Origin of the sequence: Pseudomonas sp. EA_65y_Pfl2_P74, from assembly GCF_963970575.1 — a bacterium.
Lineage (GTDB): Bacteria > Pseudomonadota > Gammaproteobacteria > Pseudomonadales > Pseudomonadaceae > Aquipseudomonas > Aquipseudomonas baetica_A.
Map to the genome: position 1 here is coordinate 42,258 of NZ_CAXAOQ010000004.1, position 14,575 is coordinate 56,832.

Consider the following 14,575-nt stretch of genomic DNA (forward strand, 5'->3'; position numbering starts at 1 on the left):
CGCCGTTTAGTGCATCGATGAGTATTTAGACGACCGGTGCCGGCTCAGGCGTCGCGGCAGGTTTTGGCAGTGACGACAGGAACGCCATGATCAGCGCCGCCAGATACGGCAGCGACTGCACCAGCAGCATCGCCACCCAGAAGCGCATGTCGTTGCTCGGAATGCCTTGCACCAGGAAGATCCCCAGCGCCGCGCCCCACAACAGCAGCATGATGAACAATTCTTCCCGTGCTTCGGAAATCGCCACCCAGAAGCCGTGGTTGTCGGCGTTTTTCGGCGTGCGGAAGAACGGAATGCTGCTGGTGAAGAAGCCGTACAGCACCGCTTTGGCGATGGTGTGCGACAACGCCAGCCCGGCCAGTGCCGCACAGAACGCATCCTTGAGGTTCACGCCCACCGCGCGGCGATACAGGAAGATGATCTTGCCGACCTTGAACACGAACAGCGCCAGCGGCGGGATTGCGAAAATCAGCAGCGGCGGGTCGACCCGTTGCGGCACGATGATCATCGCCGCCGACCACAACAAAGCGCCGATGGTGAAGAAAATGTTCATCCCGTCCGCGACCCACGGCAACCAGCCCGCGAGGAAGTGGTAGCGCTGGCCGCGAGTCAGTTCGGTGTCCTGGCCGCGCAGCAGACTGCGGGTATGGCGCTTGATGATCTGGATGGCGCCATAGGCCCAGCGGAAACGCTGCTTCTTGAAGTCGATGAAGGTGTCCGGCATCAGACCTTTGCCGTAGCTGTCGTGGTAATACGCCGCCGACAGGCCTTTTTCGAACACGCGCAGACCCAGTTCGGCGTCTTCACAGATGCACCAGTCGGCCCAGCCCAGTTCTTCCAGAACCGAGCGACGGGTCATGGTCATGGTGCCATGCTGGATGATCGCGTCACGGTCATTACGGGTGACCATGCCGATGTGGAAAAAACCTTTGTACTCGGCGTAGCAGAGTTTCTTGAAGGTGCTTTCGTTCTGGTCGCGATAATCCTGCGGCGACTGCACCACGGCGATTTTCGGATCGGCGAAGTGCGGCACCATGTGCTTGAGCCAGTCAGGGTGCACGCAGTAATCGGAGTCGATCACGGCGATCACTTCGGCGTCCTTGGCGGTGTGCGGGATCAGGTAGTTCAGCGCGCCGCCCTTGAAACCTGCCAACGGCGCTACATGGAAGAACTTGAAGCGCGGGCCGAGGGTTGCGCAGTAGTCGCGCACCGGTTCCCACACCGCCGGGTCCTTGGTGTTGTTGTCGATGATCAGGACTTCGAAGTCCGGATAGTCGAGGTTGGCCAAGGCGTTGAGGGTCTGTTTGACCATCTCCGGCGGCTCGTTGTAGCAGGGCACATGGATCGACACTTTAGGTCGGTAGTCCGAATCGCCGATCACCGGCAGGAATTCTCGTCGGCGCTTGTGAGTCCACACCGCTTCGGCCAGTTCATGCGCCTCGGTGAGCAACACGATGAACACCCCGAGCGCACCCAGCGCCAGGAGGAAACCCACCGTCAGGCTGAACCAGGTGCTGTATTGCTGGCTGTAGTCGTAACCGATCCACACCAGAACCGAACCGCAGAGGAACGCGATAAAGGTCAGGAAGGTACGGCCACGCTGGCGCAGGGCCGAGCCGTCGATCATCAGCAGCGTCAGCGAGAGCAGCGCCAGCACCACCGAACCGATGGCCAGCACGCGCCATTGCGGAATCGCCACCACTGGGCCTTCAAAGTTGAATTTTTGCTGACGCGCCGCGTTGAACACGCCCCAGTACGCGCCGACCGACCCCTCGTCACTGGCCTTCCACGGCTGATCAAAGGCTTCGATCACGAAGTAGTTGAAGCCCTGGCGGTTGAGTTTGTTGACCAGCGTGCGCAGGTAGATCGCCTGATCCGCCGGCGACGCGTCGGCGCCACCGCGCATGCGGCCGTTGCTCGGCCAGCCCACTTCGGACAGCAGCAGCGGTTTTTTCGGGAACATCTTTTTCAGGTCGCGGGCACGGTCGAAAACGAACTGTCCGGCCTTGTCGACGGGAATGAATTCCCAGTACGGCAGCACGTGCGCGGCGATCAGGTCAACGTGCTTGGCCAGTTCCGGGTGTTCTTCCCAAACGTGCCATTGCTCGGAGGTGGTCACCGGCACTTTCACGGCTGCGCGTACGCGATCAAGCAACACGCTCAGTTGCTCGGCAGTGATTTCCTTGCGGAAAATCGCCTCGTTACCGACCACCACCCGAACCACGCTGCGCGAAGTGTTGGCCAGTTCGATGGCGCGCTGGATCTCCCGCTCGTTACGTTCCTGATCGGGGCTTATCCAGATCCCGAGGGTCACGCGTAAACCGAATTCTTCAGCCAGTTTCGGGATGTCTTGCAGGGAGCCGTCGACCGAGTAGATGCGGATGTTGTCCGTCAGCTTGCTCATGATCTCCAGGTCGCGGCGCATCTCCTCATCAGACGGATACTGATCCTTCTGTGGGTATTGTCCCTGCTGAAATGGCGAATAAGAGAAACCGGCGATCTGCTCCGGCCAGTTCGGTGCAGAAACCGGGCGATTGATCAGCGCCCAGAAACCGGTGAACAGGGCGGCGATTGCCAGAACCACCACCAGGTTGAGTCCAAATTTACGCGATGACATAGCTGTTTCGGGTTCCAAAGGCTGTGGAACGGAGGATCGGTCGGCTGTACGCCAGAGGGGCGCGCATCCTACACCGGCAGTTCGCCAGTCGTACATCGGACAGGGAAATGACTGACATTGGGCAACCGGCGTTGACTTAAGTTCTTACACTTGTAGCTTGAAGCTTAAAACTTGTCGCTGCGTAGCCCTATAATGCGCGCCGGTTTTTGGGGTAATGGTCATGAGTACAGAAGATCCACGGTTTGCAGGCATCGCCCGTTTGTATGGCATCGAAGGCCTGGAGCGTCTGCGCGCCGCCCATGTGGCGATCGTCGGCGTCGGCGGCGTCGGTTCCTGGGCGGCGGAAGCCATGGCCCGTTGCGGCGTGGGTGAAATCTCGCTGTTCGACCTGGACGACGTCTGCGTCAGCAACGCCAACCGGCAGTTGCATGCGCTGGACAGCACCGTCGGCAAACCCAAAGTCGAGGTCATGGCCGAGCGCCTGCGCGGGATCAATCCCGACTGCACCGTGCACGCGGTGGCGGATTTCGTCACCCGCGACACGATGGCCGAATACATCACGCCAAACATCGACTGCGTGATCGACTGCATCGACGCGGTCAACGCCAAGGCTGCGTTGATCGCCTGGTGCAAACGCCGCAAGATCCAGATCATCACCACGGGCGGCGCGGGCGGGCAGATTGACCCGACGCTGATTCAGGTCTGCGACCTGAACCGCACGTTCAATGATCCGTTGGCCTCGAAAGTGCGCTCTACGTTGCGCCGCGATTACGGTTTTTCGCGCACCGTGACCCGTCACTACAGCGTGCCGTGCGTGTTCTCCACCGAACAACTGCGCTATCCGAAGCCTGACGGCAGCATTTGTTTGCAGAAGAGCTTTGTCGGCGACGGCGTCAAACTGGACTGTGCCGGTGGATTTGGCGCGGTGATGATGGTGACGGCGACGTTTGGCATGGTCGCGGCAACCAAGGCTGTGGACAAGCTTGTGGCGGGTGTTCGGCGCCCGGCTGACCGAGTCAAACCTCAGGTTTGATGCAGAGGCTGATGGCCCCTTCGCGAGCAAGCCCGCATTGGGATGCGTTCCCCTGTGGGGGCAAACTTGCTCGCGAAGGCGATCAAACAGCCAACGCATTCATCCGCTTGAGCACGGCATTCAAGCCGTTACTGCGCGACGGTGAAAGCTGGCGCGAAAGCCCCAACTGGCTGAACCAGTCCGGCAAATCCACCTGCTGCAATTCATCAGCAGTCAACCCGTTGACCCGCACCAGCAGCAACGCCACCAACCCGCGAATCATCCGCGCATCGCTGCTGGCGCTGAATTGCCAGTAACCGTCCTGCAGTTTGCCCACCAGCCACACTTGGCTTTCACAACCATGCACCCGGTTGGCATCGTTTTTATCCGCATCGCCCAGCGGCGGCAGACGATCACCGAACTGCATCAGCAACCGCGCCCGCTGTTCCCAACCGGCAGCATTCTGAAAGGTTTGCAGCGCTTGCGCGGCGGCGATCGGCAGGCTCATCGCAACAATTCCAGCGCCTGATCCAGCGCTTCAAAAAAGCGCTCCAGATCTTCGGAGTCGTTGTACAGCGCCAGCGATACGCGAATCGCCCCAGCGAGCTCGAAGCTTTTGAGCAGTGGCATGGCGCAGTGATGCCCGGCGCGCACGGCAATGCCTTGCTCGGTGAGCAGGTGCGCCAGATCGGCGTTGTGCACGCCTTCGACGACAAAACTGGCCAGCGCCAGTTGCGGCGAGCCCAGCACGCGAATGCCGTTGCGAGCGGCGAGGCCGCACAGCAGATAATCATGCAGCGCCGCTTCGTGAGCAGACACCGCGTCCTGATCCAGCCCAGCCAGATAATCGAGGGTCGCCCCGAGGCCGATCACACTGGCAATCGGCGGCGTGCCCGCCTCGAAACCCAGGGGCGCCGGGCGGAAGCGCGCGTCGTGATAATTGGCTTCCAGCACCATTTCGCCGCCGAACTGCCACGGCTTCAGGTGTTCAAGCGCCTTGTTGCGCCCGAACAACACGCCGAGGCCATCAGGGCCATACAGCTTATGGCTGGAAAACACATAGAAGTCGCAACCGAGGGCCTGCATGTCCTGCCGACCATGTACCACGCCCTGGGCGCCATCGACCACGGTCAGGGCGTTTTGCGCCTTGGCCATGGCCAGCAACGCGGGCAGTGGTTGCCAGGCGCCGAGCACGTTGGACAACTGACTGACCGCCAGCAATCGGGTGCGCGGGGTGATCAAACGCACCGCCGCCGCGAGGTCGATCAAACCGTCGTCATCCAGCGGCAGGATCACCAGTTTCAGATCGCGACGTTGCGCCAGTTGCTGCCACGGCAGCAGGTTGGCGTGATGCTCCAGGGCGCTGATGACTATTTCATCGCCCGGATGGAAAAGATGTTCCAGGCCATAAGCCAGGAGATTCAGCGCACTGGTGGCGCCGTGGGTGAAGATGATCTGCCCGCTGTCACCGGCATTGAGCCACTGGGCAACCTTGAGGCGACTGTCTTCGAACGCTTGCGTGGCATGGGCGCCGGGCAAGTGCTGCGCACGGTGCACATTCGCTGCACCGTTGGCGTAGTAATGCGCCAATGCGTGGAGCAGGGCCTGGGGTTTTTGCGTGGTGGCGGCGTTGTCCAGGTAAGTCTGGTCTTGCCGTTGCAGTGCGGCGATGGCCGGGAAGTCGGCGCGCCACGGGGAGGGAATCATCATCTGTTCAGCCCTGTGAATTTGGGCGGGGTTTACGCCAGACCCTGCGGGAGCGGGCTTGCTCGCGAAAGCGTAGTGTCATTCAGCACTGCTGTTGAGTGACAGGACGCCTTCGCGAGCAAGCCCGCTCCCACAGGGGATCGGGTGGCTGCTTAGTTGTGAGCGTGCAGCGCTTCGTTCAGTTCGATGGCCGACTTGTGGGTTTTGCACTCCACGGCACCGGTTTGCGAGTTGCGACGGAACAGCAGGTCAGTCTGACCGGCCAGCTCGCGGGCCTTCACCACCTTGACCAGATTGTTGTGCTCGTCCAGCAGCGCCACCTTGGTGCCGGCGGTCACGTACAGGCCCGACTCGACGGTGTTGCGGTCGCCCAACGGGATACCGATACCGGCGTTGGCGCCGATCAGGCAGCCTTCGCCGACCTTGATCACGATGTTGCCGCCGCCCGACAGGGTGCCCATGGTCGAGCAACCGCCACCCAGATCCGAACCCTTGCCGACGAAGACGCCAGCGGATACACGGCCTTCGATCATGCCCGGGCCTTCGGTGCCGGCATTGAAGTTGATGAAACCTTCATGCATGACGGTGGTGCCTTCGCCCACATAGGCGCCCAGACGCAGGCGCGCGGCATCAGCGATACGTACGCCGGCCGGAACGACGTAGTCGGTCATTTTCGGGAATTTGTCCACCGAGAACACTTCCAGCAACTCGCCACGCAGACGGGCTTCGAGTTGCATTTCGGCCAGTTCGCTCTGGTCGATCGCGCCCTGGCTGGTCCAGGCAACGTTTGGCAGCAGCGGGAAGATCCCGGCCAGGCTCACACCGTGCGGCTTGACCAAGCGGTGGGACAGCAGGTGCAGCTTGAGGTAAGCCTCTGGCGTCGACGTCAGTTGTGTATCTTCGGCCAGTACGGTGGCGACCAGCGGCTTGTGGCTCTCGGCCAGACGGGTCAGCAGTTTGCCTTGAACGGCGTCGATGCCTTTGACCGCTTCAGCCAGTTGCGCAGCCTGCGCGGTGGTGAAGGTGATGGCCTGGTTGCCTTGGGTGTAACCGAGGATCGGCGCAACAGCCGCGACCAGTTCTGCCGACGGGTTGAGCAGTGGCTGTGCGTAGAACACTTCCAGCCATGCGCCTTGACGGTTTTGTGTGCCGACGCCGAAGGCGATGCTGAACAGGGAGTTGGACATGTGAATACCTCTAGCAATAAGTGACGGGCTGCTTTACTTGAGTGCGGCCGCGTAGATATCTGGCTTGAAGCCAATCAGGGTTCGGTCACCGAGATCGAGCACCGGGCGCTTGATCATCGAGGGTTGAGCGAGCATCAGTTCGATGGCTTTCGATTGGTCGAGATCGGCTTTGCGTTCGTCGTCGAGTTTGCGAAAGGTCGTGCCTGCGCGGTTCAACACCGTTTGCCAGCCGTGCTCGTCACACCATTGGGTCAGGTGTTCACGGTCGATACCGGCGGTTTTGTAATCATGGAAGTCGTAGCTGACAGCGTGTTCATCGAGCCAGGTGCGCGCCTTTTTCATGGTGTCGCAGGCTTTGATGCCGAAAAGGTGCAACGTTTTACTTGAAACGGTCAAGGAATCGCCCCCTTTACAGGTGCTGGAAAAAAATGGTCCGGGATTATGCCATGCCCCTTCGGGTAAAGCGCAAAACCTGTGGGCGCGAGTTGGCGAGACTGCGACGTAGGTGCAACGGTCACGCGCATCCTAAGCGGCTAATATGGCAGTTCAACGCTGTCGATCTCCTGAGATTTGTGCTTTATGCAAACTGCCTACACCGTCCTGATCCTGCTGATGCTGGTCAGCGTCTCGCGTTTGCTCGGACGGGTCATCCCGTTGCCATTGCCTCTGGTGCAAATCGCCGCCGGTGCCTTGCTGGCCTGGCCGACGCTGGGTCTGCATGTGGCGCTCGACCCGGAGCTGTTCCTGTTTCTGTTCCTGCCGCCGCTGCTGTTTTCCGACGGCTGGCGCATGCCCAAACGCGAACTCTGGCATCTGCGGGGGCCCATCCTGACGCTGGCGGTGGGGTTGGTGCTGTTCACCGTGGTCGGCGCCGGGTACTTCATTCATTGGTTGCTGCCGACGATTGCGTTGCCCGTGGCTTTTGCTCTGGCAGCCGTGTTGTCGCCAACCGACGCCGTGGCCGTCTCGGCTATTTCGCAGAACCGCCTGCCGACGCCGCTGATGCACATGCTTCAAGGCGAGGCACTGATGAATGATGCGTCGGGCCTGGTGACGTTCAAGTTCGCCTTGGCGGCAGCCGTCACCGGAGTGTTCTCGCTTGCCAATGCGAGCCTGGACTTTGTCGTGGTGGCAATCGGCGGGCTGGCCGTTGGCGTGGCATTGAGCTGGTTGGTCGGGCGCGGGCGCGCCTGGATGATCGCCCGTGGCTGGGATGATCCGGCCACCCATGTGGTGTTCATGTTGTTGCTGCCGTTCGCCGCGTACGTTTTGGCTGAGCGCCTGGGTGTGTCGGGCATTCTTTCGGCGGTGGCGGCGGGGATGATGCAGAGCTGGCTCGACCTGCTGCCGCGCCAGACCAGCACCCGACTGCTCAATCGCAGCGTCTGGTCGCTGCTGGAGTTTGCCTTCAACGGCCTGATCTTTCTGCTATTGGGCTTGCAGTTGCCGGACATTATCAAGGCGGTGGTCAGCCATGAGCCGACGCTGTGGCCAACGTTGTTTTATCGCTGCCTCGATGTGGTGGCGATTTTCCTGGCGTTGGTGCTGCTGCGGTTTATCTGGGTGCAAAGCATCTGGCGGTTGTCCGTGCTGCTGCGGCGTTTGCGTGGCAAAGGTGAGCTGACACAAGTGCCCACCGCCCGTTCCTGCTGGTTGTTGACCGTCGGCGGTGTGCGAGGGGCGGTGACACTGGCGGGCGTGATGTCGGTACCGATGTTGATAGGGGCGCACGCATTTCCTGAGCGTGATCTGCTGATCTTCATCGCTGCCGGCGTGATCCTGCTGTCGTTGATATCGGCCTGCATTGTGCTGCCGCTGTTGCTGCATGGAATCCAGAAGAGTCCAGACGACAAACGCCGTCAGGAAGTCCGCGATGCCTGGCGCCAAACCGCTGAAGCGGCCATTCATGCGCTTGAAACCGAAGAGTTCCCCCCGCAGGACGCTGCACAAGCGGCGTTGGCGGCAGAGCTCAAGGCCCGGATCATGTCCGAATATCGCCATCAACTGGACGTGTTCAATGATTCCGCCGAAGCGCAGGCGCTGGCGTTCCAGATGGATCTGCTGGAACGTCATTTGCGTGTGAAGGCACTGCGGGCGCAGCGCCTTGAGCTCTATAGCCTGAGTCGCCATCACCGGATCGGCGATGACGTGCTCAGGGAAGTGCTGGCTGACCTGGACTTGAGCGAGGCGAATCTGGGAAAGATCAAATAGGCAGTTGGCGATAGTTGATGGGGGGGTAGGTCTGACTTGCAAACAACTTGTCGCCTTCGCTGAGTGTTGTATTTATTTTTGTCTGCCAATTCGACAAGGTCATGAAGTCTGGTATGTGGTAGTGCATGACGGAGTCTTTATCGTACTTGCCAAAAGACAGTGTTTGGGTCGGGTCAACATCAAAGAGATTAAGGTTGACTCGTGCTTTGGTCCAGCCGAAGTTGGTTTTGAAGAAGTTATAAACTACCGGTTTGTTCCACGGAATATTGGCCTGGGGGTGCAGGTGCGCATGATGAAAGCCCAAAGCATGACCAAACTCATGAAGCAGTGTGCGCTCAAAATCAAAGTGGTCCGGTTCTACTCCGATGCACAGGGTCGGAAGGTCAGCGTGGATGTTGAGTGCTTCTGTCCCCATGGTCGAGTAGCTATCCTTGCCGCCCACAGCGATGCGAATTTCCCCCTTGTCATCCGCCACGATTTCAAAGGCCAGACTGACGTAAGGCTCCCATTGGCGAATGATCCTTTCGATTCGGTCTCTCAGGTCAACAGGAACATCGTGGGCGAAAGAGATTTTAAGGGTGCTGGCGTTTTCCCAGAAATAGTTGGCATAAGCGACTGAGCGCTTGTGACGTCCTTGAGACAACGGTTGTACCCGGTCTTCGGTATGTTCTTCATTGATCGAGTCAGTGCAGTTGTTTTTATTCTGCAGCTTCAGTTCTACATAGTGGAATATTTGCATGATCAACATCCGTGTTGGTTTTGAATGTCTGTCCTGATCCATTGGACAAACCTGTTTAAGCGGATGCGAAGATAATCTGGTTGGGCGTTCTTTGGGGGCAGATGTTGTAACTTTATGCTGGATCCACGTTCCGCTATTGCATTTTTTTCAGGGTTTGGAGTATTGGCGCACAGGGATAACTCAGGGCGGCCGGACAGGAGACTGTTGATGGGGTGAATGTGTAACTTTTAATCAGGCCGTTGCGCCAGGTTGCCTGGCGCAAGACTTCGGAAGTTACTGCTTGCGAGTAATAAAAGCGCGAATCCGCTCAGCCGCTTCAACGCATTCTGCCAAGGGGGCTACCAGCGCCATGCGCACGCGGCCAGCCCCAGGGTTGACGCCATCCACTTCCCGGGAGAGATAGGAGCCCGGCACCACAGTCACATGTTCTTCGGCAAACAGGTCACGGCAAAACGCCGCGTCATCACCTTGCACATTCGGCCACAGATAGAAGCTGCCATCCGGGCGCTGCACATCCAGCACCGGGCTGAGGATCTCCAATACGGCATCGAATTTCTCGCGGTACAGCGCACGGTTGGCACGTACATGCACTTCGTCATTCCACGCGGCAACGCTGGCCAGTTGGGTTTGTACCGGCATCGCACAACCGTGGTAGGTGCGATACAGCAGGAAGCCTTTGAGAATGTCGGCATCGCCGGCGACGAAACCGGAGCGCAGCCCCGGCAGGTTGGAGCGCTTGGACAGGCTGTGGAAGACCACGCAGCGTTTGAAGTCCTTGCGGCCCAGTTCTACGCAAGCAGTGAGCAAGCCCGGCGGGGGCGTCTGTTCGTCGAAGTACAACTCGCTGTAGCACTCATCGGCGGCGATCACGAAATCGTATTCGTCGGCCAGGGCGATGAGTTTTTTCAGCGTCTCGACCGGGATCAGCGCACCCGTCGGGTTACCCGGCGAGCACAGGAACAGGATCTGGCAGCGCGTCCAGATGTCCGGCGAGACGGCATCGAAGTCGGGGTTGAAACCGTTCTCGTCCAGGCACGGCAGGTAATGCGGCTTGGCACCGGCGAGGAAGGCGGCGCCTTCGTAGATCTGATAGAACGGGTTCGGGCTGACCACTAGTGCGTCGTCACCCCGGTTGACCACGGTTTGGGTGAAGGCAAACAGCGCCTCACGGGTTCCGTTGACCGGCAGCACGTTGCGCGCCGGGTCGATCCAGCCGGTTGGCACGCCGAAGCGACGCTCGCACCAGCCGGCAATGGCTTCGCGCAGCGCCGCAATGCCGAGCGTGGTCGGGTACACCGCCATCTGATCCAGATTATTGGCCAACGCCTCGGCGACGAAGCTTGGCGAGCGATGCTTCGGTTCACCGATGGACAGCGCGATCGGGCGCTTGTCCGGATTCGGCGTGACGGTGCCGAGCAGGGCGCGCAGCTTTTCGAAAGGGTAGGGCTGGAGCTGGTTCAGAGCGTTGTTCATTCGTGCAGGGTCTCAATGCAAAGCAGATTAATCCGGGCGCGCAGTCAGATGCTGATGCGCGACAGTTTGATATCGGGTTCCTGATTGACGCTCAGATGTTCGACGATCGCATCCTGCAAACGGCTGCACAGCAGCGGATCGGATAACGGCTGATTGTGCGCGTCGGTGATGAAGAACACGTCTTCCACCCGTTCGCCCAGCGTGGCGATCTTGGCGTTCTGCAGTGACAGGTCGAACTCGAGGAATATCCCGCCAACGCGCGCCAGCAGTCCTGGCCGGTCGGGCGCGGTGAGCTCCAGCACCGTCACCGGTCGCTGGGCGTCGTTGTGGATCGTCACCTGCGGCGCAAAGGCAAAGTGCTTGAGCTGGCGTGGTACCCGGCGCTGGATGATCGTCGGGTAGTCGTCCGGGTTGCGCAAGGCTTCGGTCAGGCCTTCGCGGATCTGCTTGACCCGGGCCGGGTTGTCGCCGATCGAGTCGCCATCGGTGTCGAGCACGATGTAGGTGTCGAGGGTGAACTGGCTGCTCGAGGTGATGACCCGGGCATCATGAATGTTCAGGTTGAGCTGGTCCATCGCCGCCACGGTCACGGCAAAGAAATCGTGCTGATCGGGTGCATAGATGAAGATCTGCGTACCGCCCTCGAACTCGCGTTGGGTGGTTTCCTTGATCAGCACCAGTGGGCCACCATCGGTGGGCTGCTGGAGAATTGCATCGCTGTGCCAGGCCACATCGCCTGCTGTGTGACGCAGGAAGTAGTCATCGCCCAACTGCGCCCACAATTGCTCGACATCGTCCGGATCGGTGCCGCCGCGCACCAGGATGTCCAGGGCCGCGCTCTGGGTCTGGCGGATCTGCTCTTCGCGATCCACCGGGTTCTCGAGGCCTCGGCGCAGGGCGCGTTTGGTCTCGGTGTAGAGTTGGCGCAGCAGGCTCGCGCGCCATGAATTCCAGAGTGTCGGATTGGTCGCGTTGATATCGGCGACCGTCAGCACATACAGGTAGTCGAGGCGGGTTTCGTCGCCGACGGCCTGAGCGAAGTCGTGGATCACTTGCGGGTCGGACAAGTCTTTACGTTGGGCCGTGGTCGACATCACCAGGTGGTTCTGCACCAGCCAGACGATCAGACGGCTGTCCCATACCGGTAACTGATGACGCTGGCAGAACGCCTCGGCATCGACCGCACCGATTTCCGAGTGATCGCCATGCCGGCCCTTGCCGATGTCGTGGTACAGGCCGGCGAGGTAGATCAGCTCCGGTTTGGGCAGCTTGCCCATGAGCTTGCTGGCCAGCGGGAATTTTTCCGATACCTGGGTGTACTGCAACTTACGCAGGTGTTTGATCAGGTTCAGGGTGTGTGCGTCGACCGTATAGATGTGGAACAGGTCGTGCTGCATCTGCCCGACGATAAAGCCGAACTCCGGCAGGTAGCGCCCGAGAATGCCATAACGGTTCATCCGCCGCAGGTTTCGGTGGATGCCGACCTTGCACTTGAACAGCTCGATGAACAGGCTGGTATTGCGGATATCGTTGCGGAAGTTGTCGTCGATCAGGTGACGGTACTCGCGCAGCAAGCGAATGGTGTCGGCACGCACGCCTTTGATTTCAGGCTGCTGAGCCATCAACACGAAAATTTCGAGCATGGCGAACGGCGTGCGGCGGAATACATTGTCACTGCGCGCCTCGATATAGCCGTCGTGCAGTTGGAAGCGCGAGTTGATCGGTTGCGGCGGTGCTTCGTCCTCCGGTGCGAGAATGACCTCTTCGAAGTGCTGGATGATCAAGTCGCTGAGCTGGGCGATGCTCATCACTACGCGAAAGTACTGTTGCATGAAGTTTTCGACGGCCTGCTTGGCGTCGTCACCTTCAAAACCCAGTAACCCGGCAATGGTGCGTTGATAATCGAACAGCAGACGGTCTTCAGAGCGTCCGGCCAGCATGTGCAGGGCGTAACGCACCTTCCACAAAAACTCCTGCGAAGAGGCGAGCAAGGCGTTTTCGCTCTCGACCAGGAAGCCTTCGCCGGCCAGCGCGCGCAGGTTGAGAGTGCCGTATTGACGACGGGCAACCCAAAGAATCGTCTGAATGTCCCGCAGTCCGCCGGGCGAGCCTTTGACGTTGGGTTCCAGGTTGTATTCGGTGTCGTTGTACTTGTGGTGGCGAGTCTTCTGTTCGGCGCGCTTGGCCAGAAAGAACTCTTTGGCTGGCCACATGTGCGCGGTACTGGTGACGTCCAGCATGCGCTGGCGCAAACGCTCGGGGCCGCAAATGGTGCGGCTTTCCATCAGGTTGGTGACCACTGTCAGGTCGGCGCGGGCTTCTTCGGCGCATTCATCGACCGAGCGAACGCTCTGACCGACTTCGAGGCCGATGTCCCACAGCAAAGTCAGAAAACGCTCGATGGAATCGCGGAAAACTTCGTGATCGGCGCTGTCCAGCAGGATCAGCAGATCGATGTCCGAGTAAGGGTGCAACTCCCCTCGGCCGTAGCCGCCGACCGCGACCAGCGCGATATCGGCGTCTTCACTCCAGTTGAACTGCTCCCAGGCCTTTTGCAGGATGTTGTCGACGAACCAGGCGCGGTCTTCGATCAGCCGGCGGATGTCACGGCCGCAGCGAAAACGTGTGTCGAGCACCTCGCGGGCCTGGCGGATAGCCTTCTTGAACGCCGCTATGGGGCTCGCTTTCAGGGCCAGTTCAGCCTGGAACTGGCCGCGGTCGAAGAGTTCGGGATCCACCTGCGGCATCGATTGGCTTTCCTTCTGTAAAAGGCTGAGAGCGTGCTGGGGATCAGGCCGAAATGCGCGCGATGGTGTCGTCGGCGCGCAGAGTGAAGATCTCGTAGCCAGTGTCGGTTACCAGCAGGGTATGTTCCCACTGTGCCGAGAGCTTGCGGTCCTTGGTGATCGCCGTCCAGCCGTCGCCCAATACTTTGGTGTCGGCCTTGCCCTGATTGATCATCGGCTCGATGGTGAAGGTCATGCCGGCCTTCAGTTCCATGCCGGTGCCGGCGCGGCCGTAGTGGAGGATCTGTGGCTCTTCGTGGAACACCTTGCCGATGCCGTGACCACAGAATTCGCGAACCACCGAGAAACCGTTCTTTTCCGCATGCTTCTGGATGACTTCACCGATGTCACCCAGGCGGCAGCCAGGTTTGACGATCTCGATGGCCTTGTACATGCATTCCTGGGTGATCTGCGAAAGGCGCTCGGCCCAGACCGGTACTTCGCCGACGTGGAACATGCGGCTGGTGTCGCCGTGATAGCCGTCCTTGATCACTGTCACGTCGATGTTCAGGGTGTCGCCGTTTTTCAGCGGTTTGTCGTTCGGGATGCCGTGGCAGACCACATGGTTGATCGAGGTGCAGATCGACTTCGGATAGCCCTTGTAGTTGAGCGGGGCAGGGATGGCCTGCTGCACATTGACGATGTAGTCGTGGCAGATCTGGTTCAATTGATCAGTGGTAATGCCCGGTTTTACATGCTCGGCAATCATTTCCAGCACATCGGCGGCCAGTTTGCCGGCGACACGCATACCAGCGATGTCCTCGGGGGTTTTGAGGTTGACGGTCATACAGGCTCTCTCTGCGCTCGGCGGCGCTTGCTGATACGGGTAGGGTGGCAACTGTT

At 59.9% G+C, this 14,575-nt stretch carries 11 protein-coding genes; 2 read left to right on the forward strand and 9 right to left on the reverse strand.

All coding sequences use genetic code 11. The annotated features are described in order from the left end of the window. Nucleotides 1–25: 25 nt before the first annotated feature. Nucleotides 26–2,617 carry a glycosyltransferase gene (locus tag AACY18_RS03870; RefSeq protein WP_339464333.1) on the reverse strand — a complete coding sequence of 864 codons (2,592 nt, stop codon included), beginning with the start codon at nucleotides 2,615–2,617 and terminating at the stop codon, nucleotides 26–28. 220 nt (nucleotides 2,618–2,837) lie between these two features. On the opposite strand from AACY18_RS03870, the gene tcdA reads away from it, so the two are divergent. Next, nucleotides 2,838–3,650: a tRNA cyclic N6-threonylcarbamoyladenosine(37) synthase TcdA gene (gene tcdA, locus AACY18_RS03875; RefSeq protein ID WP_401160484.1), complete on the forward strand. Its 813-nt coding sequence runs from the start codon at nucleotides 2,838–2,840 to the stop codon at nucleotides 3,648–3,650. A gap of 82 nt (nucleotides 3,651–3,732) precedes the next feature. On the opposite strand, the gene AACY18_RS03880 is transcribed toward tcdA, so the two are convergent. The 4 genes from AACY18_RS03880 to AACY18_RS03895 all read right to left on the reverse strand — a co-directional run bounded on the left by AACY18_RS03880 (nucleotide 3,733) and on the right by AACY18_RS03895 (nucleotide 6,919). Then, on the reverse strand, nucleotides 3,733–4,137 hold the full coding sequence (locus AACY18_RS03880; RefSeq protein WP_339430536.1) for a SufE family protein: 405 nt from the start codon (nucleotides 4,135–4,137) through the stop codon (nucleotides 3,733–3,735). Then, complete coding sequence (locus AACY18_RS03885; protein WP_339464334.1) at nucleotides 4,134–5,339, reverse strand: aminotransferase class V-fold PLP-dependent enzyme; 1,206 nt, start codon at nucleotides 5,337–5,339, stop codon at nucleotides 4,134–4,136. Before AACY18_RS03885 ends, AACY18_RS03880 begins: the two co-directional genes overlap by 4 nt. A gap of 149 nt (nucleotides 5,340–5,488) precedes the next feature. Further along, a complete protein-coding gene (gene dapD / locus AACY18_RS03890) occupies nucleotides 5,489–6,523 on the reverse strand; it encodes a 2,3,4,5-tetrahydropyridine-2,6-dicarboxylate N-succinyltransferase (protein ID WP_339430538.1) in 1,035 nt (344 codons plus the stop codon). Nucleotides 6,524–6,556: 33 nt separating this feature from the next. Next, complete coding sequence (locus AACY18_RS03895; RefSeq protein ID WP_003222107.1) at nucleotides 6,557–6,919, reverse strand: ArsC family reductase; 363 nt, start codon at nucleotides 6,917–6,919, stop codon at nucleotides 6,557–6,559. Nucleotides 6,920–7,102: 183 nt separating this feature from the next. On the opposite strand from AACY18_RS03895, the gene AACY18_RS03900 reads away from it, so the two are divergent. Then, nucleotides 7,103–8,734, forward strand: a complete 1,632-nt coding sequence (locus AACY18_RS03900; protein ID WP_339430539.1) for a Na+/H+ antiporter — start codon at nucleotides 7,103–7,105, stop codon at nucleotides 8,732–8,734. Here AACY18_RS03900 and AACY18_RS03905 read toward each other — a convergent pair. The 4 genes from AACY18_RS03905 to map all read right to left on the reverse strand — a co-directional run bounded on the left by AACY18_RS03905 (nucleotide 8,727) and on the right by map (nucleotide 14,519). Further along, nucleotides 8,727–9,473 (reverse strand): M12 family metallopeptidase, encoded by a 747-nt coding sequence (locus AACY18_RS03905; protein WP_339430540.1) that lies wholly within the window; start codon nucleotides 9,471–9,473, stop codon nucleotides 8,727–8,729. The two genes, AACY18_RS03900 and AACY18_RS03905, sit on opposite strands and share 8 nt — an antisense overlap. Before the next feature lie 273 nt (nucleotides 9,474–9,746). After that, a complete protein-coding gene (dapC, locus tag AACY18_RS03910; RefSeq protein WP_339430541.1) occupies nucleotides 9,747–10,946 on the reverse strand; it encodes a succinyldiaminopimelate transaminase in 1,200 nt (399 codons plus the stop codon). Between the two features lie 44 nt (nucleotides 10,947–10,990). Then, nucleotides 10,991–13,693 carry a [protein-PII] uridylyltransferase gene (locus AACY18_RS03915; RefSeq protein ID WP_339430542.1) on the reverse strand — a complete coding sequence of 901 codons (2,703 nt, stop codon included), beginning with the start codon at nucleotides 13,691–13,693 and terminating at the stop codon, nucleotides 10,991–10,993. 43 nt (nucleotides 13,694–13,736) lie between these two features. Beyond that, nucleotides 13,737–14,519: a type I methionyl aminopeptidase gene (gene map / locus AACY18_RS03920; protein WP_339430543.1), complete on the reverse strand. Its 783-nt coding sequence runs from the start codon at nucleotides 14,517–14,519 to the stop codon at nucleotides 13,737–13,739. Nucleotides 14,520–14,575: the final 56 nt, after the last annotated feature.